Origin of the sequence: Methanolobus sp. ZRKC3 (assembly GCF_045291275.1) — an archaeon.
GTDB lineage: Archaea > Halobacteriota > Methanosarcinia > Methanosarcinales > Methanosarcinaceae > Methanolobus.
In genome coordinates, this window is sequence record NZ_CP146982.1 from 1,963,693 (window position 1) to 1,985,376 (window position 21,684).

At 44.5% G+C, this 21,684-nt stretch carries 23 protein-coding genes; 9 read left to right on the forward strand and 14 right to left on the reverse strand.

The features are described 5' to 3' along the window. Positions 1 to 81 precede the first annotated feature (81 nt). Together V7O66_RS10030 and V7O66_RS10035 are read right to left on the reverse strand one after the other, a co-directional pair. Positions 82 to 2,262: an ATP-dependent DNA helicase gene (locus V7O66_RS10030; protein ID WP_406660177.1), complete on the reverse strand. Its 2,181-nt coding sequence runs from the start codon at positions 2,260 to 2,262 to the stop codon at positions 82 to 84. A 48-nt stretch (positions 2,263 to 2,310) separates the two neighbouring features. Next, the gene (locus V7O66_RS10035) at positions 2,311 to 2,943 is read right to left on the reverse strand and encodes a type IV pilin (protein ID WP_406660178.1); all 633 of its coding nucleotides are present in this window, start codon (positions 2,941 to 2,943) and stop codon (positions 2,311 to 2,313) included. A gap of 242 nt (positions 2,944 to 3,185) precedes the next feature. Here V7O66_RS10035 and V7O66_RS10040 point away from each other — a divergent pair, with 242 nt between their 5' ends. From V7O66_RS10040 to pyrH, 3 genes are all read left to right on the forward strand, one after another. After that, positions 3,186 to 3,362, forward strand: coding sequence for a DUF362 domain-containing protein (locus V7O66_RS10040; protein ID WP_406660179.1), 177 nt, complete (start codon positions 3,186 to 3,188; stop codon positions 3,360 to 3,362). Positions 3,363 to 3,496: 134 nt separating this feature from the next. Next, positions 3,497 to 4,237, forward strand: coding sequence for a hypothetical protein (locus V7O66_RS10045; protein ID WP_406660180.1), 741 nt, complete (start codon positions 3,497 to 3,499; stop codon positions 4,235 to 4,237). 8 nt (positions 4,238 to 4,245) lie between these two features. Then, a complete protein-coding gene (pyrH, locus tag V7O66_RS10050) occupies positions 4,246 to 4,950 on the forward strand; it encodes a UMP kinase (protein WP_406660181.1) in 705 nt (234 codons plus the stop codon). A 10-nt stretch (positions 4,951 to 4,960) separates the two neighbouring features. Here the strand turns inward: pyrH and V7O66_RS10055 are convergent, their stop codons facing one another. From V7O66_RS10055 to V7O66_RS10070, 4 genes are all read right to left on the reverse strand, one after another. Beyond that, a complete protein-coding gene (locus tag V7O66_RS10055; RefSeq protein WP_406660182.1) occupies positions 4,961 to 5,257 on the reverse strand; it encodes a hypothetical protein in 297 nt (98 codons plus the stop codon). Positions 5,258 to 5,492: 235 nt separating this feature from the next. After that, a complete protein-coding gene (locus tag V7O66_RS10060; RefSeq protein WP_406660183.1) occupies positions 5,493 to 6,620 on the reverse strand; it encodes an isocitrate/isopropylmalate dehydrogenase family protein in 1,128 nt (375 codons plus the stop codon). A 25-nt stretch (positions 6,621 to 6,645) separates the two neighbouring features. Beyond that, entirely contained in the window at positions 6,646 to 7,125 is a 480-nt protein-coding gene (locus V7O66_RS10065; protein ID WP_406660184.1) for a 3-isopropylmalate dehydratase small subunit, read from the reverse strand. A 148-nt stretch (positions 7,126 to 7,273) separates the two neighbouring features. After that, positions 7,274 to 8,572 carry an ATP-binding protein gene (locus V7O66_RS10070; RefSeq protein ID WP_406660185.1) on the reverse strand — a complete coding sequence of 433 codons (1,299 nt, stop codon included), beginning with the start codon at positions 8,570 to 8,572 and terminating at the stop codon, positions 7,274 to 7,276. A gap of 332 nt (positions 8,573 to 8,904) precedes the next feature. On the opposite strand from V7O66_RS10070, the gene V7O66_RS10075 reads away from it, so the two are divergent. Then, positions 8,905 to 10,314: a carbon starvation protein A gene (locus V7O66_RS10075; protein WP_406660186.1), complete on the forward strand. Its 1,410-nt coding sequence runs from the start codon at positions 8,905 to 8,907 to the stop codon at positions 10,312 to 10,314. A gap of 122 nt (positions 10,315 to 10,436) precedes the next feature. On the opposite strand, the gene V7O66_RS10080 is transcribed toward V7O66_RS10075, so the two are convergent. After that, the gene (locus V7O66_RS10080) at positions 10,437 to 11,504 is read right to left on the reverse strand and encodes a formate--phosphoribosylaminoimidazolecarboxamide ligase (protein ID WP_406660187.1); all 1,068 of its coding nucleotides are present in this window, start codon (positions 11,502 to 11,504) and stop codon (positions 10,437 to 10,439) included. 132 nt (positions 11,505 to 11,636) lie between these two features. Between V7O66_RS10080 and V7O66_RS10085 the strand changes: the two genes are divergently transcribed. Genes V7O66_RS10085 through V7O66_RS10095 form a run of 3 tightly spaced genes read left to right on the forward strand, consistent with a single transcriptional unit; the run spans position 11,637 to position 14,003 of the window. Beyond that, a complete protein-coding gene (locus V7O66_RS10085; RefSeq protein WP_406660188.1) occupies positions 11,637 to 12,587 on the forward strand; it encodes an ArsR/SmtB family transcription factor in 951 nt (316 codons plus the stop codon). Between the two features lie 19 nt (positions 12,588 to 12,606). Continuing rightward, a complete protein-coding gene (gene truA, locus V7O66_RS10090; protein WP_406660189.1) occupies positions 12,607 to 13,410 on the forward strand; it encodes a tRNA pseudouridine(38-40) synthase TruA in 804 nt (267 codons plus the stop codon). A gap of 32 nt (positions 13,411 to 13,442) precedes the next feature. Beyond that, complete coding sequence (locus V7O66_RS10095; RefSeq protein WP_406660190.1) at positions 13,443 to 14,003, forward strand: M48 family metallopeptidase; 561 nt, start codon at positions 13,443 to 13,445, stop codon at positions 14,001 to 14,003. Position 14,004: 1 nt separating this feature from the next. Here V7O66_RS10095 and V7O66_RS10100 read toward each other — a convergent pair whose 3' ends face one another. The 5 genes from V7O66_RS10100 to V7O66_RS10120 are packed head-to-tail and all read right to left on the reverse strand — an operon-like array spanning position 14,005 to position 18,311. Continuing rightward, on the reverse strand, positions 14,005 to 15,042 hold the full coding sequence (locus V7O66_RS10100; RefSeq protein ID WP_406660191.1) for an RNA methyltransferase: 1,038 nt from the start codon (positions 15,040 to 15,042) through the stop codon (positions 14,005 to 14,007). A gap of 51 nt (positions 15,043 to 15,093) precedes the next feature. Further along, positions 15,094 to 15,381: a YunC family protein gene (locus tag V7O66_RS10105; RefSeq protein WP_406660192.1), complete on the reverse strand. Its 288-nt coding sequence runs from the start codon at positions 15,379 to 15,381 to the stop codon at positions 15,094 to 15,096. Between the two features lie 57 nt (positions 15,382 to 15,438). Then, positions 15,439 to 16,188, reverse strand: a complete 750-nt coding sequence (locus tag V7O66_RS10110) for a hypothetical protein (RefSeq protein WP_406660193.1) — start codon at positions 16,186 to 16,188, stop codon at positions 15,439 to 15,441. 13 nt (positions 16,189 to 16,201) lie between these two features. Further along, positions 16,202 to 17,098, reverse strand: coding sequence for a type II methionyl aminopeptidase (gene map, locus V7O66_RS10115; RefSeq protein WP_406660194.1), 897 nt, complete (start codon positions 17,096 to 17,098; stop codon positions 16,202 to 16,204). 37 nt (positions 17,099 to 17,135) lie between these two features. Next, a complete protein-coding gene (locus V7O66_RS10120; protein WP_406660195.1) occupies positions 17,136 to 18,311 on the reverse strand; it encodes a M24 family metallopeptidase in 1,176 nt (391 codons plus the stop codon). A 238-nt stretch (positions 18,312 to 18,549) separates the two neighbouring features. Between V7O66_RS10120 and V7O66_RS10125 the strand changes: the two genes are divergently transcribed. Then, positions 18,550 to 18,939: a hypothetical protein gene (locus V7O66_RS10125; RefSeq protein ID WP_406660196.1), complete on the forward strand. Its 390-nt coding sequence runs from the start codon at positions 18,550 to 18,552 to the stop codon at positions 18,937 to 18,939. A gap of 559 nt (positions 18,940 to 19,498) precedes the next feature. Here V7O66_RS10125 and V7O66_RS10130 read toward each other — a convergent pair. Both V7O66_RS10130 and V7O66_RS10135 read right to left on the reverse strand, forming a co-directional pair. Next, the gene (locus V7O66_RS10130; RefSeq protein WP_406660197.1) at positions 19,499 to 20,149 is read right to left on the reverse strand and encodes a flavodoxin family protein; all 651 of its coding nucleotides are present in this window, start codon (positions 20,147 to 20,149) and stop codon (positions 19,499 to 19,501) included. Between the two features lie 200 nt (positions 20,150 to 20,349). Then, positions 20,350 to 20,589 carry an MTH865 family protein gene (locus tag V7O66_RS10135; RefSeq protein WP_406660198.1) on the reverse strand — a complete coding sequence of 80 codons (240 nt, stop codon included), beginning with the start codon at positions 20,587 to 20,589 and terminating at the stop codon, positions 20,350 to 20,352. A 195-nt stretch (positions 20,590 to 20,784) separates the two neighbouring features. Between V7O66_RS10135 and V7O66_RS10140 the strand changes: the two genes are divergently transcribed. After that, positions 20,785 to 21,561 (forward strand): ArsR family transcriptional regulator, encoded by a 777-nt coding sequence (locus V7O66_RS10140; RefSeq protein ID WP_406660199.1) that lies wholly within the window; start codon positions 20,785 to 20,787, stop codon positions 21,559 to 21,561. Positions 21,562 to 21,684 lie beyond the last annotated feature (123 nt).

Below are 21,684 nucleotides of genomic sequence, written 5' to 3' on the forward strand. Positions count from 1 at the left end.
AAAACCCCTTTAAATGGAAATTATTCCCTATATAAAAAAAGAATCTTATGATTGAAAAGACTATCCTGATATTTTAGAAGTTTATTCAGCATTGTCCTGGAAGAAGTTCATCAGGGAATATTTTACCTTCTCAGGTGCTACATCAATGAATTCCTCCCGCTCTTCAGGAGGAAAGATGTTGAAGACCGAGAATTTACCAAGCTTCTTTGGAGACTCGGTGCTGAACCTGCCATCAAGAAGTATCCTTACTCCATGGTCATTGGGGGAACGTACAACTCTTCCCATTGCCTGCCTGATCTTACGTATGGTGGGCACCTGTACTGCATAATCCCAGCCAGCCCCATAACCGAAAACATGATCATAAGCAGATTCAACTGCATTCATCCTGTCATTGAGAGCAGGATAACCTACACCGACTATGATAACAGTTCGCCCTCTGCCATCACGATAATCTATGCCCTCGCTCAGGGTACCCCATAGATATGACACAAGTACTGCCTTGTCGCCACGCTCACCGATACTGAAGAATTCTTCCCTGACCTCCTGGGATGATACACCAACCTCATCGAGGAAAACAGGCAGATCGAACTGAGAGTCCAGTTTCTTGAAATAACGCCTCGCCTCAAATGAGCTCTGGAAGAAAACGATCACATTGCCCTGTGTATTCTCAACTGCATCAAATAGAACCTCCTCCAGAACCCTCTGAGTTTGAGGATCATCCCTGCTCTTTGCAAAGAGAGGAGGTACTGACACTGCAATTGTCAACCTTTTATCTTCAGGGAAAGAAGTACCGTAGGCGATCTCACATGTCTGCCTCTTGATCCCAAGCGTGGATTTCACCATATCGAATGGCTGCAGGGTTGCAGACATGAGTATAGATGAGAAGACAGAGTCAAAAAGCGGTTCTGTGACATTTTTAGGAATGCAGGTGAAAAGTTCCACACGACCATATATAGCGTCTTCAAGATCCCGCCTGACATTCAGTATAGGATAGTAATTGAGATTATTGGAAAGTATGAGATAGGACGATAGGAAATCTGCCACATGTCGTATGTGAGAGCGTTTCAGAACCTTGCTAAGACCTTTCTTATACTGATCACGATAATTGTTGTCAAGCATCTCACCGAATTGGCTTGCCTCAGAAAGTGTCTCTTGTATAGCAACATCGTCACCAAATCCTGAATCCTTTGCTATGCGCATGAACTTGCCACTTACCATATCGTTGCGTTCATACGGATCACTTATGCGCATATCATACCAGTGTTTTCCAACACGTTCACGCTCTCCGAACTTGAAACGTGATGTATATGTCACCCGCATGACATCAAGCAGTATCCTGAAGAGATTATGCGAACCACCATCAGGCATCTGATCTATATTAGCCTCTATTTCGGATATCGCCTTTTCGATGGTATGTTCTGTGATGGTGAGTGATGAATGTGACCTTGCAGCAGATTCGATGTTATGGGCTTCATCAAAAATGGTAATGACATCCTGCGGCTCCTTCTCCATCCACTTGAGTACAGTTGTGAATATGTCTGAATTCAGCACATGGTGGAAATTGCATATGACCAGGTCCGCATGCTTAAGCTCACGTTTGGTCAGCTCGTAACCGCACATACCTTGCTGGAAAGCATAATCGTTGACCTCTTCGGGTGTACGCACATCTGTAAAGAGCCACTGCCTGAAAGACTCACTATCCGAGCGCAGTACCTCATACAGATAATTGCAGGAGCGCTCCCTCAATTCCCTGGTCTTCTTTTCCGCAACATCCAGTTCTTTTGAAAGGGCATCACGAAGTGCCACAAGTGACGGATCCTTTGAACGCTTGTAGTTCTCACTCGCAGAGCGCATTTCCTGTCTTTTCAGGGCGATCTCCCTTTCAGTTTCCACAAGTTCAAATGTGTTCTCACGCTTGACCGCACATTCTTCATAGTCAGCTTCATTGGGACACATGGTGGTCTTGCCCTTGACCACTGCCACCTTTACGTCATTGGACTTCTTTATTTCCCGTGCCTCATCGATGAACTGTACCATCTGCTGATGTACGTTGGTTGCGATGATCACGGTTTTATTAAGCTGTTTTCCCACATTAAGAGATGGAGCAAGTGCACTGAGAGTCTTACCTGTACCGCAGGCACCCTCGAAAAGGATAATATCCTGATTGATCAGTGCAGCATGTATCTTATCCATTGCATCCTGCTGATTCGGGTAGCAGGTATCCTTTGGAAAGAACTTCATGTAACCACTCTTAGTGCTCATCGAACTACCTTATGACCTCACCTTACTTAAACGGTTTTGACGTAATATCTAAGCCACCGGAACAACTTCATGGCTACACTCTGCGATTATCGTGTGCGTGTTCCTGTCAAATACCTTTATGGTAACATCCCCACCTTCTTTGAGGCCATAGTTGTTCGAAGTGTTCTCAAAGCCATTGACCCTCACAAAGACCGATGTATTATGTGTAAATCCATCTCCCCCATTCAATATGAGTCTCTCACCTGCAGACCATAATCCATCGGAAATGGCAGGGTTTTCCAGGGCATATTCATTCTCCTTCCCCGAAAATGAAATATCTGCATAATTGACAAAAACATCCCCGTACCTCTTTTCGCCATTAAAGAAGGTGCCTGTAAAAGCACTGCCCTGGCCTGTGATGATGATCTGTGTAGCATCGGCCTGTAATGGTTCACCTGACCTATGTAGTAATATTATGTAATTATCAATATACCTGGCATTATCAGGCACTCCCCCTTCCACACTCTTAACCTCAATGAATGCCATGGGAGCTTTGTTCAGAGAGGAAAAACCATCATCGTAAACTACCGAGAAAGTAATGCCTGCAAACAGGAGAGTGAGAAATAACATCATAATAACGCCTATTAAAGGAGATACTGCACTATCATTAATTTTTGCCTTATTAAAGACAGATCGATTCATAGTCTGGCTTCTGCAAACTACAATATAAACTTTACTTAATTATATTATTATATTTTTGTATTGTTTAGGATGGCACAATACAAAGCCAATTCGGGCAAGCTGATATCGATAAAAATCCCATACTGCTATTTTTTGAGCATATAACGATAACTTTTTATTCCACTTATGTTATGATAGCGATTAAGTTACTACTACATACCGTAGTTACTGTTATTATAAATCAAAAAAGGAGATATAGTTAAATGGTAGCAATTATTAAAGCTGATGAATGTGTAGGATGCGGAGCATGCATAGATGAATGCCCATCTGAGGCAATCACACTCAACGCTGACAACATTGCAGTTGTCGATGCAGACGAATGTATCGACTGTGCTGCATGTGTCGACGTATGCCCAACCGACGCAATCGCAATGGAATAATCCCGGAGATTATTCCCTAATTTAATTTTTATTCTTTTTTATTTCTGAATTTTTTATTATATGTAGCATTTTTGAATACCGTCAGACTAAATACTAAGTTTAACACATTATAAGTATTCAAATTAGGTGATACTATGAAAAATAGCAGTGCTCTAAAACTTTTGACCATGGCATTTTTGCTTCTTAGTTGTACTGCTATATCGGCGGGCGCATCTATGTTCGAGCTTGAAATTGTACCTCTTTCAAAATTAGTCGAGGAGCCATCAGTATATGACAGTACCATGGCATACCGCAAGATCAGTGTCGTTGGAAATATGTCAGAGGTCGACAAGCGATATGCCACGATCACAGAAGGAGAGCATTTCCTGAAAATTGATATGACCAAGAAGGAACTCTTTGAGGGATTTGACCTCAATGATCAGCTGATGGTAACAGGGGAATTTACATATGACCCCATAGGCGATGATACTCTGCACCCGAACTACGTGCTCCATTACCCCATAGAAGATGCAGGAATTGTCAACATCAGTACGATCAACAATGATATTGCAGCGTACAATGGGAAATATGTCACAGTCATTGGAAATATCAGCAGCATGCAAATGACAATGGGAAGACAAACTATTGTCATAGAAGAGTTGGATACGGAAAAACAGATGAAGGTATACTATTACGGAGCTACTGATCTTGAAGCCGAAAATGAGGTCAAAGTTGTCGGATTATACAACGGAAAGATACTCCACAGCGAAACAATGGGGAAGAACCGTCCACCAATATCGATTTCTACAATTATCCCGGGTTTTTCATCTTTTATGGGCGTTTCAATAATAGGATTACTGGCGATACTTTTAAGGCAGATACAGCGTAACGACTAGAGATTATCATGTTAGTCATCTTATCAATAGGCGGATCTATTTTAGCAAAGGAATTGAAGCCAGATAGTTTTCTGGCCTATGCTGCAGCTCTTAAAGAGCTTTCCAGCGAACATGACGTTATAGTGGTCACAGGTGGTGGTGTTGCTGCCAGAGACTACATAAGTGTTGCACGCAGCACAGGTTCCAACGAGGTGGAATGTGATTATATCGGAATTGATATTACCCGCCTGAATGCAAAATTGCTTATCTCAGCTCTTGGAGATGCTGCATATAATGCAGTTCCACACGATTACAAGGAAGCAGAAAAGGCACTATCCTCAGGGAAGATCATTGTTATGGGAGGAGTGATCCCGGGACAGACCACGGATGCGGTCTCAGCCATACTCACCGAGTACCTTAATGCGGATCTGCTCGTGATCGCAACAGCTGTTGACGGAGTCTACTCAGCTGACCCCAGGGAAGATCCCAATGCTGCAAAATACGAGACCATGACAGCCAAGGAACTTGTAAATACGGTCATGACGACCGAAATGAAAGCTGGTTCTAAATCACCCGTTGACCCACTGGCTGCGAAGATCATTGAGCGCTGCGAGTTCGAAACCATTGTGATGGACGGCAGCAACCCACAGGATGTATTGGAAGTAGTGATCCAGGAAGGAAATACAACCGACAGAAAAAGCTCAATACGCCTTGGAACCCGCATCATAGGTTAAAAAGCTCAAATTAATTATAGGCTACCAGATATTCCGATTTATCCATTTCACGGACGGTAGTCTTCATTTTTATAGTTCCGTCCTTCAAAGACTGGATCGTTCTCTCAAATTTCTCGATCTGAAGTTTTGCCTTCTGCACCTTTTCATTTTCCCGGCTGAGTTTATCCAGCAATTCCTTACGCTGATCATCAGAAAGGTCCGCATTATTGATCTGTTCCTCATAAGTTAAGGAAAGTCGTACGTATTTACGGAATATCTCGTTCATTGTGTCAAGGTCCTTTTCAAGCTCTTCAATTGATTTATCCATACTCCATCACACCTTTGATATCAACAGATAACAACATCCAGATAATTTCTAGAATGGAACATTTTACTCTGCAATAAATAATAATGCTAATTTCTACGGATATAAGGATTTCCGCAGCAAGAGAACTCATTATAATTATGATGGAATGTATTGTGAAATCAATATGATTCAAAAGATAGTCACAATAAAAACTAAAAAAAACATAAGTGCATCCCGAAGGATGCAGAAAAAATATTTACTTACCCAGAACTATTCTTGCGATATCGTCACCGACATCTGATGTGCGTGAAGAGCCACCCATGTCATAGGTCTGCACCTTGGCATTGAGGATGTTAGTCTCGATCGCAGAAACGATGCTATCGGCAGCTTCCTTTTCTCCAAGTTGCTCAATAAGCATGGCACCTGCCCAGATAGTTGCTATCGGGTTGACCTTGTTCTGTCCCTTGTACTTTGGAGCTGAACCGTGGATCGGCTCGAACATGCTTGTACCTTCAGGATTGATGTTTCCACCTGGAGCAAGTCCAAGTCCACCCTGCACCATTGCGCCAAGGTCAGTGATTATGTCTCCGAACATGTTTGGAGTTACAACAATATCGAACCATTCTGGATTCTTGACAAACCACATGGTCATTGCATCGACATAGTTGAAATCTGTGGTGACATCAGGATGCTTTGCTGCAATTGTGTTGAATTCCTCTCTCCACAATCCATAGATGTCTGAAAGGACATTTGCCTTGTCCACAGATGATACATGCTTCTTGCTGTTTTCAGCAAGATCGAATGAATAGTCGATAACTCTCTGTGTGCCTTCCTTTGAGATCAGACCAATCTGATACCCGATCTCTTCACTGTCGGTCTCAATATCAAGGCCGAACCTAGCGGAATAAAGGGTTCTTGAAACTTCGAGAACGTCCTTACTGACGCCCTTCTGTGCACGTCCACCGATTCCAATGTAGAAATCCTCGGTATTTTCTCGTACAACTGTGAAATCAATATCTGCAGGTGTCTTGTCCTTGATAGGAGTCCATACGCCTTCAAGCAATTTGATAGGACGAAGGTTGATGTACTGGTCAAAGTAGAACCTTGCTGCAAGCAATATGCCTTTTTCGAGTACACCCGGTGCGATCCTGTCATCTCCAATGGAACCAAGGTAGATAGCCTCGTAGCCTGAAAGTTCTTTCAGTGAATCTTCGGATATCAGTTCACCTGTTTCAAGGTAATGGTCTGCACCGTGTGGGAACTCTACCCAGTCAACATCAAATCCAAATTTTTCTCCTGCTGCATCGATGACCTTGCGACCTTCTGCTATGATCTCAGGCCCTATGCCATCTCCGGGAATTACCGGAATCTTGTATTGAGTCATTTATTCCACCTATATTGTAATCGTATCAGATTATCTGTCTGGTATATTCGATCAGACCGCCGGCATCCATTATTCCTCTTACGAATTCAGGAAGAGGAGTTGCCTGATATGTCTCGTTCTTTGTGACATTTGTGATAACGCCTGTGGAGAAGTCGAGCTCAAGCTCGTCACCATCAGATATCTTGTCTGTGTCAGGACACTCAAGGAGTGCCACACCTATGTTAATAGAATTCCTGAAAAAGATACGTGCAAAGGACTTTGCAATAACACAGCTTACCTTTGTACCTTTAAGCGCAATTGGGGCATGTTCTCTTGATGAGCCACAGCCAAAGTTGTTACCTGCAACAATTATGTCCCCTTCCTGAACTTCCTTTGCGAATTCCGGCCTTACACCTTCAAAGGTATGGGCTGCAAGTTCCTCAGGAGTGTTGAGGATGAGATACCTTCCAGGAATTACAGCATCAGTATCTACGTCATCTCCGAATTTCCAGACTCTTCCTTTCATATTTACACCGAATTAAGATTATATTTATAATAGTGATTAGACTAAATTGAGATTATACCATAAATACAACCATACTAAATAATACTAACTAGAAAAATCCGGTTCGTGTTTCCTGCCTGAAAATACAAAATACTGCCGGAATAAAATCCTATATTTTTGTCAGGTCAGGCTCATCCCCACCGTGCCAGCTCATGCGTGGCCTCATCCGGATAATATGTGCAGACTCTGTGGTATCATCCACAACGAACGCAATTCCCCTATCATTTCCCATTTTCCTGATGGAATCACCAAAATGCTCCCTCATGTACGTAGGTCTTACCGATTCAAGAGCCTGAATATCATCCTGTGATGTCAGACGATGGCATACAACGATGTCCGACTGTGACAGGACATCCTGATGCAGAGAAGAGGGGCGCTGGGTTGCCAACACCAGCGAAAGTCCCGGTTGCCTGCCCTGCCGCAACCACTCATTGATAAGTACATCCGAAGCCAGTGTATCCCTTCCGCTTGGCACAAATTGTTGAGCCTCATCTATGAACATCCAGACCATGGGGATCCCTTCCTCCACATCCCCATCACCCATGAGCATTCTCTCGTATGAACGGCGTGCTTCCAACCTCTGATGATAGATCTCTTTTGCAAGGAAAGCAACAACTGCTGCCCTTACAGCATGGTTTTTTATCGTGCTCACATCAATAACAGATACGCGACCACCCTTTACCATATCAGATATATCTTTGCCTTTTTCAGAGTATATACCCCACGACCTGGCAGCCCTGAAGTAATTATCAGCTGCACCCTTTGAGATCTGATCCGTGCGCTCGTCTCCGACAATGCCATCCTCGATGTCATCGAACGAGAAATAAATATGTTCTGACCTTAAGCCCTCGATGACCCGTACAATGAGAACTCCAGTAGAAGATAATGGATCAACTCCGAAGAGACGACACCACTCATAACCATCCATCAGGGCGATCGGGATAGATATGCAGTTCACGTCAATATTCCTTTTTTCATAAGCATCTTCGCTACCTGATGGTACAAAGATATCTACATCCTGACCAGTGGGTTTCATACCCCAGCCGGAAAGAGCTTCAGCCTGTGCAGCATTCGCTCTTGGTAGTGTCCAGAAGATACCCATGGTATCAATTATAACTGATGCAACACCCTGCCTTACATCAGAAGGTAGCAAGGATAGTTCCTCGACCAGGATACCCATGCTGTAGGACTTACCATATCCCCTTTTTCCGGCTATAAGAATAGCATGTGGTCGACTGGCATCCAGTTCAACATGGGAACCTGTGGATCCATCACGTGCCAGGTACCTGCCCAGATACAGGCGAGCTTTTTCTCCACCTTCAAGGCTTCCCAGAACATACTGGTTCTTGAACACACCTGCACTAAAGCCATCCGCCAGATAATCCATGGTCATTGGGAACTTTAACATTATATAATACTTTCTTTTTTATCGTAAAATATAATCCATATATACAATATTTTGCACCATAATCTAGCAAAAAAATCAGTAGCAGAAACTCGGAATGTTTAAATATTACAATAAATATCTGAGGAGCCGAGGAATCCCTGTCATTGAATCATTCCCCTCTGATACATAGATTCTATTGGCTAAGTGTACCGTACCCCAAACTTCACCCAACCATCATTATGCGGGATTCCTCTTTTGTTCAGATTCTACAAGCGATGGCACATACATAATCAGTGTAAATATAATACCTTTTTTATAATATGGTGCGCATCAACTATTGATCGAGGTAACATATGCTATACTTTTTTACGTGCATTGCTCTTCTCATAGCCGGGTATTTTTTCTACGGAAAAATTGTCGATAGGATCTTCGAGCCAGACACCAAGCGGGCCACCCCTGCCACAACACTCGCGGATGGGGTTGACTATGTGGAAATGCCCCCTAAAAAGATATTTCTCGTTCAATTGTTGAACATCGCAGGGCTTGGCCCCATTTTCGGCCCGATCCTCGGTGCCCTGTACGGGCCAGCTGCCCTGATATGGATCGTGATCGGCTCAATTTTTGGCGGTGCTGTTCATGACTATTTCTCAGGAATGCTCTCCATCCGTTCCGGTGGGCGTAGCATACCGGATGTGGTTGGGTATGAACTAGGCAGCGGCTTCAAGCAGTTCATGCGCCTGTTCTCCATTGTCCTGCTACTCCTGGTCGGAGTCGTCTTCGTCCTCGGCCCTGCCAAACTGCTCGGCAACCTGACTGGAATGGCTATTCATGTCTGGGTAACAATTATTTTCTGCTATTACTTTCTGGCCACTATTTTGCCCGTGGACAAGATAATAGGCCGTGTTTATCCACTATTCGGTGCAGTCCTGATCTTTATGGCTGTCGGGTTGATCGCAGCTCTGATCTTTGAAGGTTACAATTTCTCCCCTGAACTGAGCCTGGCGAACATGCACCCGACTGACCTGCCCCTGTGGCCCCTGATGTTCATCACCATCGCCTGCGGTGCCATCAGCGGATTTCATGCAACTCAGTCACCTTTGATGGCACGCTGCATAAGCAACGAAAAATATGGATATCCCCTGTTCTATGGCTCCATGATCGCCGAAGGTATTATCGCCCTGATCTGGGCAACCCTCAGCATATCCTTTTACAATGACCCCAGCGCTTTGAATGCAGCTCTGGGGCAAGGCGGTCCGGCCTATGTAGTGAACGAAATATCCACTTCCCTGCTTGGTCCTCTCGGTGGTCTGCTGGCTATAATCGGGGTCATCATCCTGCCCATATCTTCAGGTGATACCGCTTTTAGAAGCTCCCGCCTGATCATTGCCGATTTCATAAACCTCCCCCAAAAACATACGCTCAAGCGCCTGTCTCTTGCCATACCTCTATTCATCCTCGGAATCCTGATCTGCCGTAGCGACTTTGATATCATCTGGCGCTACTTCGGATGGGCAAACCAGACCCTGGCATCCATTGTCCTGTGGGCTGCAGCTGTATATCTGGCAAAGCATGGCAAATTCCACTGGATTGCAACGGTACCTGCAACCTTTATGACCGCAGTTGTCATGACGTACATTTCCTACGCCGGGATAGGTTTCGGCTTACCGCTGGAAATCTCCTCCATCATTGGAGTGGGGGCGGCCATTCTTAGCCTTGTTATCTTCATGTTCAAGAAACGCTCTCGCCTGATACATAGCTTCTAGTGACCAAGTATCGTACCCAGAGCATTGGCTCCGCTCAGGAACTTAGCTATCAATTAGTTGGGAGTTAAAAAACGAAAGAAGCATGGAGTCTGAATTTTACTACAGCTCCATGGATAAAAAAATTATGATATGATCTTGTCAAGCTGCCCAGCGGATACTGCGTGCTTGATCTCCTGTGCAATACGCTTGCCCGTAGAAAGACCAGGTTCAACGAAATCAGAGTATGGAGAACCATTTGGATAGATGTTTGTTCCTGCGACTATCCTTGCGGATATCTCGAATACCTTGATCTCAAGCTTGTCTGTGAATACAGTCTCAAGACAGAAAGGACCGATCATTCCTCCAAAGAGTCTGATGGATTCCTCGACTACCCTGTCACCAAGTTCGAAGATCAAAGGCAAAAGTGACTCTCTTGCAACAAGGGGAACGTTTCCTGTTACCACATATGTTGGGTGAATACCTGCATTTTCCAGCTCTTTTGGTGATCCGAGCCTGAATATCTCGTCTGCATTTGATTCAACCCTGCGGTCCATGCTGAGCATCTGAAGTATACCCTCACTGAGCTGATAACCCTCTTCCTGCAGTGGAGAATAGAAGTAGTGAAGATAGTAACGGGTACCGACTATGAATTCCTGAATGGTATATTTCTCATTGGGATCGACATGTGCCTCGAACTCATCCTGGTTCTTGGCAATAAAGAAACCACGCCCTCCTTTTGCACCGTGATATTTTACCATAACAGGACCATCGATATCTTCGGGCCTGATCTGTTTTGGCATGTGAATACCGGCACCTTCGAGCCATTCTCTTTCCATTTCCCTGTCGGATTCCCACTCAAGTACTGCCCTGTTACCGAATGTAGGAACAGCTAATTTAGCGAATTCAGTGATGCCCAGGTATTCCACAAAAGAGCCATGTGGAATAACAATGGCGTTCTTTGCCACCAGCTCATCTACTATATTTGGAATATCCTGATAGCTATCAACCACGATGAATTCATCGGGTTTAGCCATTGGAAAAGCATCATAGAACCTTGGAGGTTGCTTCACACAGATCCCAATGGTCCTGAAACCTTCTTTCCTTGCCCCATCAAAGATCTGAAGGCTAGAGTGAGAACATACGGTCGCAATACTAATATTGTCAAGATCATAGTTCCCTACAATTTCCATGATGCGTTCTTTTGTAATCATAATAAGCCCCTAGAATTTAGCAGATATTGTCTTAACTGTTATTTAAGTTTTCGAGTTGAAAATGGAAATTAGACTTCAAACCGGTTTGAAGTTTAAGGAAACCATATAAACTCCTATATAGATACTCCAATTATGCAGGAATCCCAAGAAGATACGAATTCCGACAAAGTCCTTATACTTCCCTTAAGCGAAGATTCGAAGAAGATCACACAGGCACTATCCAATGATAAAGCAATGAAAGTGCTTGAAACCCTTACCGATCAAGCCCAATCCGCAAGCGATGTGGCGCAGAATCTGGCAATGCCACTGACGACTGTCAAGTACAATATTGACAGCCTCGTTGAAGCGGACCTTCTGAAGGTAAAGGAGACGAAATGGAGCAAGAAGGGGAGAGAGATAAAGATATACGAGCCGGTACAGAAATTTATAGTAGTTGCCCCAGGAAGCATGAAAAAGGACAAGAATTCCGTACTTAACATGCTTAAGAAGTATCTCGGAGTGGTAGCAGGGGCTCTTTTTGCAGCTACCGGACTTGAGATGCTCACAAGAAATTCAAACTTTGGATTAAGAGCCTCGCAAATGCAAGAGCCAATGGCAGCTAAAAGCTTTGATGAAATGGCGGCACCCATGCTCTATGAAAATGCCCCAAATGAGGTATTCAGCGAGGAAATGATGGCTGATGTGTACGTGGAAGATGCGCCACAAGCCGATATCATGGGCGATCTCCCCCAGGAAGAAATGTTTGACGCAATTCCCATGGAAGAAATGGAAATGCCCGTATCCGATGTTCCTGAATCTGGCATAGCAGATATTCCGGAGAGCGCAGTTTCAGCATACTCACCCAACGACACCCTTGATAGTGGAACTGGAATGGCCAGCGACATTTATGGCAGGGCAGGATCAGGAGAAGCAGATACACTTTCACAGATACCTGCCGATGGTGTGGCTGTTGCAAGCGACCAGACGACTGGATTCCTATCCGAGCTGTTATCCCATGTAAGTGTCTGGTTCCTCTTTGGATGTCTGTTCATTATTGCACTCCTGATAACAAGAGAAGTATATTATAGAAAAAAGAATATATGAGCGCTAAATGGTGAATTCTATGAGAGTTGCTCTAAAGATCGCATATGTCGGAACAGGGTACCACGGATCCCAGATCCAGCCGGATTCTGCAACAATCGAAGGTGAGTTGTTCAAGGTACTTAAGGAACTGGAGATCATAGAAGACCCTAAATCCGCCCGTTTTTCCAGCTCAGGCAGAACAGACGCAGGAGTACATGCCAGAGGACAGATAATAGCATTTGATACCGACAAGCCAAACCTTGCCATCCCAAGGGTCATAAATTCCAAACTCCCCTATTCCATCTGGGCATGGGCACATGCAGAGGTTGCTGATGACTTCGACCCAAGAAGAGGGGCAGTGAGCAGAAGATATCGCTATATAATGAGCGGAGAGCAATATGATATCTCAAAGATAAGGTCTGCCTCCAAAATACTGGTTGGTAAACATGATTTTTCCAATTTCTGCAGCACGGACGGAAATAAGGGTACGGTCCGTAGTGTGGAAAAGGTAGACGTGAGAGTCAGCGGAACGCTTACAATGATAGATGTCCAGGCAAATAGTTTCCTGTGGAACATGGTCCGTAAGATAGTTACAGCGCTTACCATGGTTGGAAGTGGCGTCAGGGACGAGGAATGGCTGGGACACATGCTTGACCCGGATTCCTACGAGGAAGGGCTCGAACCTGCCCCTGCATACGGACTCACCCTTATGGAAGCGACATACCGACAGGAGATCGACTGGTCAGAGGATGGATATGCAATACGCAGAGCCAGCGAGCACGTACATGAATATATGGTGCGCCACCGGGTCATGGCAGAGGTTATGAACCAGCTGACCCCCTGAAGAGTGAAAGAAACAAAAATATCTTTTTTTATATGGATAAGCAGATCACTATTCACGATGCGACCATTGCCTATGAGGTCATCCGAAGGAATGTAAAAAATCCAAAGCTTGAGTACGGAAGATCAAAACTTAAAGTGATAGTTCCTGAGAAGTACACAGACCCTGAAGGATTAATACAGCGACACAGGAGATGGATATACAACAGGCATAGCCGCATGCAAAGTATACTTTCCGGCGCAAAGCAACTTGAGTTGGATGCCGAAAGATGTGAAGAGGATTTTCGGGCGCTTGTTCATATTCTTGTCAATACCATCGGAAATGAGAAAGGAGTGAAGCCGGAGAAGGTACGCTTTCGGAAAATGAAGACTAAATGGGGAAGTTGCAGTTCAAAAGGTAATCTGAACTTCAACAGTCATATGAGACAGCTTCCTGAAGATATGATCGAGTACGTTGTATTTCACGAAATGGTGCACCTGATAGAGTTAAACCACAGCTCACGCTTCTGGGAACATATCAGATCACGTTACCCTGACCATAAGGAAAAAGAGAAGCAGCTTTCAAGCTACTGGCATCTTTTACAAAACAGCTTTTAATTCATTCCTTGCGCAGGACCGTAAAAGTCCTTGTAAGACTCTTATGGATCTTCTGTGTGAAGACATCAACCACCGAAAAACCAGCCTCATCTGCAAAATCAAGCACGGATAATTCGGATACTACAACCGCAAGCTTTCCTTTTTTCAGCACCCTGAACATCTCAGAAAATGAGCCGGAGTAGAGATGATGCAGAGACTCTGCCCGGATAGCTGCCGAACGACCATAAGGAGGGTCTGTGACAATGGCGTCAACGCTTGAATCCTTCAATGCCATCCTGCAGGCATCTCCCACAAGAAGCGAGTAATCCGTTTCAAACTCATCGAGATTCATTCTCGCGCCGTGGGATATCTTGCGTCGAACTTCCAGACCTATGACATGGGTTGAAAGCAGGCCTGCTTCCACAAGTATACCGGCAGTTCCGCTGAAAGGATCCAGAAGTACTTCCCCGGGTTTGATACCGCTGATGTTCACCAGTGCCCTTGCCACACGGGGCATCAGCACACCAGGATAGAAGAATGGTTTCTTTTGAGGGGAACGGTGTTCATAGGAACCCCTGTCAATAGATGCCACCAGAGAACCAAGGATCGCCCTGTCGGTCATTATGAGACGGAACACCACATCGGGTTCCTTGAGATTCGCCCTGAAACCCTTGCGATAGATACTACCTCCGATATAGCCCTCGAGCTTCTCCCTCTTGATGCTGCCATGGTGCTTTATCCTCTTGGCACGCACTACAAAGCTCTGCCCTGAACTGATATGTTCTGATATATCACTATCATCGGACATCTTTATGATAGTATCAAAATCCAGATCACACATCCCTGCCACTTTCAGGATATGATGGGACATGGCAAGCCTGTGGGCAATTGAAACAAGAGAGGCATCAATATCTTCAGTATTTCCCTGGATATCAACTACCAGACACTGCTCAAAATGAGCATATTCCTTAAAGTCAAGAGCTTCAATCCCAAGACAGGCTATGATCTCCTTGTATGGAAGAACGTCATGTTCACCGGACAACTCAAAAGCATACAGCATGATAAGAGCAATAGAAGCCGAAGTAATATTAAAGTCAATCGGGAAAAAATATTAGAACATCAGTTCGAGTGCTTCTTTGCCAGTCATACCCATCTTTATACCAAGATTGATAGCTGACTGGGTAGCTCCCACGACATGTGCTTTTAGCACATCATCGAATGTGTTCACTCCCTTTACCTTAACAGCCACATCACCAAGGGAATCTGCGGTTTCCATATCAAGATAACCGCACATCACAAACCCCTTATCAGCCTTTATGACCAGTAATGGAGCAGTCTGCATGTGGAAACTCAGGCCCATGGCCGAACCCTTATCAAGTTCTATCTTTTCGATTTGCATAGATGATCACTTCAAATTAGTTTGTTATTCCGGAATTTATGAGATAACAGAACAAAGTTATGAACTGGACTTCAGTTTCCTGGCCAGACTGTCCGTGAGCCCGGGAAAGATATCGTCTATCAGGGAAGGTGCTCTATCATCGGAAACTTCCGTCACTGAACTATTGTTAATTTCAGGCGCTTTTTCTTCATCTGGCTGAGTCACTATCATGACGAAACTCACTGTAGCTAATTCGTCCTGACCAAACACCCCGGATACAGTTGGCCTTGAGTCTGCCACATACACTTTTGATCTGTCGAGTCCCTGAGTCCCGGTTATGCTGAATCCTTCCGGCAGTGTGATGGTGACATCGCTTCTGGATTGGCCCCTGAACCAGATACTACCATTTGAGGGAAGAGCATCATCAAATGAGTAGTTGATCTCGTAGACGTTAACTATATTCCGGGAAGAATTTATTGGACCCACCAGCTCAGGAGATAATTCAGATTCCACACTCAGAAGATGCACTAGATCAGATGAAGCATCCAAAACCACATCTATTTCCCTGCTTATAGAATCGGAGAAGGTCGCCCTGGACTTGACATCTATCTTCAGCAATTCCCAGGCACTTACAAACCCATCACCATTTCCCAGCTCCGAATCAATGAAGGTCTTGAATATCACTGAGTGGTCGCCAGAGTAACTTTCAGTATATTTCCAGCTCATGGAGTTAGGTCCAACGTCAATGTCATTGTCCCATTCATACGCCATTACAGGCTGGACCAGGAAAAAGAGAAGAAGAACAATGATGAGTTTATTGCCTTTCAAAACAGCCACCTCTTTATTTTGTTGTCACGTCACAGCCATCGTCGGTAACAATTACAGTATGCTCAGCCTGAGAAACCATGCCTCCGGAAACTTCCTTGAGTACAGGATAAGAGTGCACTATGCCGGACTTTAGCAATTGCATGAGAGCAAAATCCAGCTTTTCAGCCTTAAGCCATCTCTTTGCAAACGGAAGTGTACTGTAGGGTTTTAGCTCTTTTAGGAGCTTACGTGCTGCAGGCAGCCTGACAGGTTTGACATCCACTAGCTGGAAGATCTCAGTCAGAGTTCCATCAACTACCTTGCCCACACCATCGGTTGCGAATGGTTCTATTGCTATCACATCACCTGTCTGCAATATAGCGCCACCCATTCCCTTCCTGTTGGGTATGCTTGGTGGAACATGAGGCAGGTACTGGCCAAGACCGTGGCCTGTGAGATTGCCCACGGGTTTGAAACCATGGGAATTGATAGTATCTTCTATGACTGCACCTATATCGCCAGTATTCACTCCATTGGCAACTGTATCGATGGCAGCATAAAGAGCATCCTCAGATGCTTTCAGCAGGTCGGCATAGTTTCCGGACAGATCAACTGTTAGGGCGGAATCTGCTATGTAACCGCCCACATGCACACCCAGATCAAGTTTCACCACATCTTCTGCGAAAACATCATCGTCCCCTAAAAGAGGAGTGGCATGCGCCGCCTCGTCATTACGGGAAATATTACAGGGAAAAGCGCAGCCGTCTGCACCCAGTTCCAGGGTACGGTTCTCCACGAATTCCGCAACTTCCAGAAGACTTGCACCGACCTTTATCCTGTCCTTTGCCTCACTGCGCACCTGGGAAAGGATCCTGCCCGCTTTGAAATAATTCTCCGTGATCTCTTCAATATCCTCAAGTCTCTCAGTCATATGCTATCTCCTGCACCATGAAACATAAATTTTGGGGTCAGACTACAAAACTCTTTTCCATTTCAGTAAGGTTTTCGTGACCATCGTCTGTAACATAGAGCAGGTCTTCCAGCCGGACACCACCTATATCAGGATAATAGAGCCCGGGCTCGATGGTAATTATATTACCAGCTTCAAGTTCAACATCGCTGTTACCCACATATGGAAGCTCGTGTATGTCCAGACCCACGCCATGACCGGTGGAGTGGATGAAACCTACGGTAGAACCGTCCCGGATGCTACTGTATCCCCGCTCCTCGAACACATCACATACCTTGTTGTGTATCTCGCTGCACTTCACCCCGGGCTTTACCATTGCTATGGCAGCCTCCTGTGCTGCGAGAACTGATTCGTACATATCCATGAGCTTTTCCGAGGAATCACCCTTGAGCACTGTACGAGTCATGTCTGCAAAATACCGCTCCTTTTTACTGCGTGGGAATATGTCGATGACCACAGGTTCATCCGCCATTATCACTCCCTCGCCTTCCCAATGAGGATTTGCGGAGCCTTTGCCACCTGCAACTATGGTACTTTCCGATTCACAGCCAAATTCCAGGAGAGTCATATCTATCTCTTTGCGAATGAGCTCGGATGTGAGGTCAAAACCCTGATAGTTCAGTTTGCCATCCACTATCTCGGAGTTGCCTATCATCTGCACTGCATTCTCCATGGCAGTGTTACAGGCTTTTTGCACAGTTTTTACCGTGGCAAGTTCCGATTCGTTCTTACGGGCACGCATCTGGCTGAAGGGACTCTTGAGAGCCTCGAATGTGAAACCTTCCTCCTTCAGGGTCTGAGCAATATGATATGGGAAATCCCGGGGAACGGCTATCCTGCGAACTCCATGTCTTTGCAATATTTCTGCCAGACAGTCACAGTATGCAACTGCCGGGTCACCCCGTTCCTTCACCTTTTCCCGATATCCGCAATCCTGCATTGTTTTTATGGATGGGACACGGGATTCCAGTTCTGCGCGGCCACGTTCCATTTCAGACACCACCAGTATTTCCTCGCCATCCTTCAACTGCATGTAAGCAAAGGAATCCGATGCAAAGAACCGTGTGGTATAGAACATATCAGCATTTGAGGAATTGCCGACTATCAGGAAGACATCCATCTTATGGGATGCAAGTACCTCGCTGATGTCAAGTTGGTTTTTCTCTTTAGACATAATAACTGCTTTGTGTTTCCTAGTACAAAATTGTTGTCAAATGTGAGAAGGTGGATAGCCGGAAAAGCAGCAATATGACAAGAGTAAGATAGGAATGCTCCGGGAAGAAATACGGAAATCTACTGCAAGTCTGCTATGGCATGATATTGAGATAAGGCTAGATCTGCACATCATATGTACATGAAAATAGATGTTGTGTTCATGACAGATATATAGACCTCCACAAAAAGTCTACATTATGCACCAGTTAGAAAATCCCCAGAGCCAGTTTGCGCAGCTGAGAATTTTCTTTAGCGATGTAAAATATATCATTCTTTTTTACGTGCTGGGAGACTTCTTTACCACCCTGCACGCCCTGAACTACGGCGTTGAGGAAAATGGATTTCTGGTACTGGTGATAGAGGAATTCGGGATCTGGGCCGTACTGGTACTAAAGATATTCTTCCTGAGTATAGTCTACTGGAACTACCAGCTACTCAATGGCGCAGGAACGAAATGGACATCCATGCTCTGGAGCGCTTCCCGAAAGGTAATTGCCCTTGTAGGACTATTCCTGGTCATCAATAACCTCATGGTAATATTCATGGAAAGCAGTCTGCTGAATCTAATGGGATGGATGGCACTCTAAAGTGCAAAAAGGATAAACTCATTGGACTTCTGCTAGGCTTTTATCATGGGCCCACAAATCCTGCAAGCAGGACAACACAGACCATGGTGAAAACATATACAAAAGTGACAATTAGTATTTTTACTGCATTAACATTTCCAATATCATTCATTCGTACCAAGTGCTACTAAATGATGGAAATATTTAAGCGTATGCAGCAGAACATTATTTTTATTTCTACTAAATAAATGTGGAACTCGTAAAATTTCTTAAGTATTACAGATGATCATACACCCATTAATCCGGCAACAAAGATGGTAGCCGATACCAATAAGAAATACACAGAGGTAACGAGTAAGAGTTTCATCATTTCAGGCGTAACATATACATTCATAACTAACCACGATTGGTTCAGGTTTATAACCCTATATAAACAAATCGATTTCTTTGTGCAAATGTGCACATTTTTAGAAAGATTAGTGGTGTTGTAAAAGAGAATGAAAAGCAGCAATTAAATGAATTAGCTGCTTATGCGCATATACATAAACCCGATCTTCAATAGTAAAAAATGAAGTAAACATTACAGCTTCAAGGCTGCAGCTATATTCTCGCCCAGCTCTTTTGCCGCAAGCATAGACTCGGGTTGTTCCTCAAAACAATTGATACCTACCGAATCCAGTGTGGCAGCAGGACCATATATCATTTTCAATCCGCTGGTGGCACATTCGTCACCAATTCCGCAACTGACACAGGGCACATTACCCAGTACCTTTACCCCGCCTATGAAGTTCATGCCCTCTTCCATCATATAGAACATGATCGCATTGATACCGTTATCACAGGCCTGAGGCATCATCTCATTCGTGTCAGGAATGGCGCAGGTCATTATTGCCCCACCAGGCTTTCCCTGCATTAACCCATACCTATGCCGGAGAGGATATAGTCGCTCGATAAATGCCTTTGTAAGGGAATCAAGAGTTGAATAAGGAGTGAAACCTGCGATGATAAGGGCATCTGCCTCTCTGGCTTTCTCAGCCAGCATGATCCCATCATCCTTTATCGCACATACATTGGTGTCGACACATTTCAGGCAGGCGATACATGGCTTAATGTTATAGTCCACCAGTTTGATGAACTCAGTCTCTAATCCAGTAGCTTCCAGAGCAACTTTTAATGCCCTGTCTGTGTTACTGTCCGGCAGGGGTGACCCTGATACTCCAAGAACTTTCATATTTTAAACCTCCACATTAGAAATGATGTAACTAATCTAATTATAGGTAATGGAAAAACATCCATTCAACAGCCTGCCAGATCGGCATGCCCATTTCAAAAATAAAAATAAATAAAATCCAGATAAACCCTGATGAAAACTTCTGCAGACATCTGCAGAGCGGGTTTACGGAATGATCATTGAAAGAAAACCAGGAGGGCTTAGAGCCCTGCCCTGTCAACGATGACGTCAGCTACCTTTTTTGCGCTCTCGAATGGGAAGTCAGCTTCAGTTAACATTGTACCGGCCTCACCTGCGGTTGCCTTGAAGTCTCCTGCCTGGCATGTTGTGTTTGCACCGTCAGGGAATGCTGCAATAAGTTCTTCCGGAGTATTGATCGGGAATTTTGCGCCTGCGAGTGCACCGCTTATCTGGGAATGGATCTCATCTCTTACGTTCATTTTCTTACCTCTGTTATCGTTTTTACTGTATTCAGGTTTCATTTCCCCCAGGGAAATGCTTCCACAATACATAATTGTACAGTTATTCATATATACTTAATCGTTATTGCAATACACCTAGTGCATTCAGATACACCACAGTAACCTTTAGAGTTTTACTGAAGACTTTTAAAGACGGAAAGTAATATACTCATTATGAACAGCATAGAAGACTGCGGACCGGAACTATCGGACATAAGGGAAATGCTTACCGATATTCACAGCGAGATAAGGACCTTCATAGAACATTCCAACAAACAGCATCTGGACACAGTAGCTTCCTTTATCAAGAATGATTATTCCAACGTCCTTGCAGAGCACCTCATGAAGGATGCCAATGAAAGCCTTGACAAAGGCATGGTCAAAAAATGCAAGATGCGAAATGACTGCAAATCCAATTTCAACGATTTCCTGCAAAATGGCACAGAACTGCTAAAGCAGGAAAACGTACCTGAAGAAACAATCTCTGAAAAGCGTACTCAGCTGGAGATGCTGAGGAAGAACGCACCCTTTGACAAATGCAATAAATGCTTCTCCGAAGTCTCAGACCTTTTCTCAAAACAGGTCGGCATGATGCGCTCCCTGAGAATATATGACAGCAGCAAGGTAGAGAAACAGGAAATATCAGAGATCCCAAGCAAAACAATAGTTAATGAAGTGCTAGAACCCCTCTGCCACCAAAAAAGATTCGAAATACTCAAAGCACTATCCACCGAAACAAGGAACTTCTCATACCTCTCTGAGCTCACAGCCCTGCGCGGAGGAAACCTGCTATTCCACCTGCAAAAGCTCATGGACCAGGACATGATCATGCAGAAACATGAAAGAGGAGATTACATGATCACCGCCAGAGGATTCAGGGTACTGAAAGGCATCAGCGAGATCTATTCAGGTTTGGATGCTCCTGAAGTTGAAGCGGATGATGTTGAGTGAGATTTGAGATTCAGACTTTTAATCACCCATCATTTGATTCAAAAGTTGAGGGCGTCTTACTTTGAGACTAATAGTGGATCATGACATAGCAGATTTACATTTTTTACTTTATAAAAACATAAA

Excerpts from the sequence above, each read along its gene's own strand:
- V7O66_RS10030 (WP_406660177.1), bottom strand. The coding sequence starts at position 2,262 with ATGAGCACTAAGAGTGGTTACATGAAGTTCTTTCCAAAGGATACCTGC.
- V7O66_RS10035 (WP_406660178.1), bottom strand. The coding sequence starts at position 2,943 with ATGAATCGATCTGTCTTTAATAAGGCAAAAATTAATGATAGTGCAGTA.
- V7O66_RS10040 (WP_406660179.1), top strand. The coding sequence starts at position 3,186 with ATGGTAGCAATTATTAAAGCTGATGAATGTGTAGGATGCGGAGCATGC.
- V7O66_RS10045 (WP_406660180.1), top strand. The coding sequence starts at position 3,497 with ATGAAAAATAGCAGTGCTCTAAAACTTTTGACCATGGCATTTTTGCTT.
- pyrH (WP_406660181.1), top strand. The coding sequence starts at position 4,246 with ATGTTAGTCATCTTATCAATAGGCGGATCTATTTTAGCAAAGGAATTG.
- V7O66_RS10055 (WP_406660182.1), bottom strand. The coding sequence starts at position 5,257 with ATGGATAAATCAATTGAAGAGCTTGAAAAGGACCTTGACACAATGAAC.
- V7O66_RS10060 (WP_406660183.1), bottom strand. The coding sequence starts at position 6,620 with ATGACTCAATACAAGATTCCGGTAATTCCCGGAGATGGCATAGGGCCT.
- V7O66_RS10065 (WP_406660184.1), bottom strand. The coding sequence starts at position 7,125 with ATGAAAGGAAGAGTCTGGAAATTCGGAGATGACGTAGATACTGATGCT.
- V7O66_RS10070 (WP_406660185.1), bottom strand. The coding sequence starts at position 8,572 with ATGTTAAAGTTCCCAATGACCATGGATTATCTGGCGGATGGCTTTAGT.
- V7O66_RS10075 (WP_406660186.1), top strand. The coding sequence starts at position 8,905 with ATGCTATACTTTTTTACGTGCATTGCTCTTCTCATAGCCGGGTATTTT.
- V7O66_RS10080 (WP_406660187.1), bottom strand. The coding sequence starts at position 11,504 with ATGATTACAAAAGAACGCATCATGGAAATTGTAGGGAACTATGATCTT.
- V7O66_RS10085 (WP_406660188.1), top strand. The coding sequence starts at position 11,637 with ATGCAGGAATCCCAAGAAGATACGAATTCCGACAAAGTCCTTATACTT.
- truA (WP_406660189.1), top strand. The coding sequence starts at position 12,607 with ATGAGAGTTGCTCTAAAGATCGCATATGTCGGAACAGGGTACCACGGA.
- V7O66_RS10095 (WP_406660190.1), top strand. The coding sequence starts at position 13,443 with ATGGATAAGCAGATCACTATTCACGATGCGACCATTGCCTATGAGGTC.
- V7O66_RS10100 (WP_406660191.1), bottom strand. The coding sequence starts at position 15,042 with ATGCTGTATGCTTTTGAGTTGTCCGGTGAACATGACGTTCTTCCATAC.
- V7O66_RS10105 (WP_406660192.1), bottom strand. The coding sequence starts at position 15,381 with ATGCAAATCGAAAAGATAGAACTTGATAAGGGTTCGGCCATGGGCCTG.
- map (WP_406660194.1), bottom strand. The coding sequence starts at position 17,098 with ATGACTGAGAGACTTGAGGATATTGAAGAGATCACGGAGAATTATTTC.
- V7O66_RS10120 (WP_406660195.1), bottom strand. The coding sequence starts at position 18,311 with ATGTCTAAAGAGAAAAACCAACTTGACATCAGCGAGGTACTTGCATCC.
- V7O66_RS10125 (WP_406660196.1), top strand. The coding sequence starts at position 18,550 with ATGCACCAGTTAGAAAATCCCCAGAGCCAGTTTGCGCAGCTGAGAATT.
- V7O66_RS10130 (WP_406660197.1), bottom strand. The coding sequence starts at position 20,149 with ATGAAAGTTCTTGGAGTATCAGGGTCACCCCTGCCGGACAGTAACACA.
- V7O66_RS10135 (WP_406660198.1), bottom strand. The coding sequence starts at position 20,589 with ATGAACGTAAGAGATGAGATCCATTCCCAGATAAGCGGTGCACTCGCA.
- V7O66_RS10140 (WP_406660199.1), top strand. The coding sequence starts at position 20,785 with ATGAACAGCATAGAAGACTGCGGACCGGAACTATCGGACATAAGGGAA.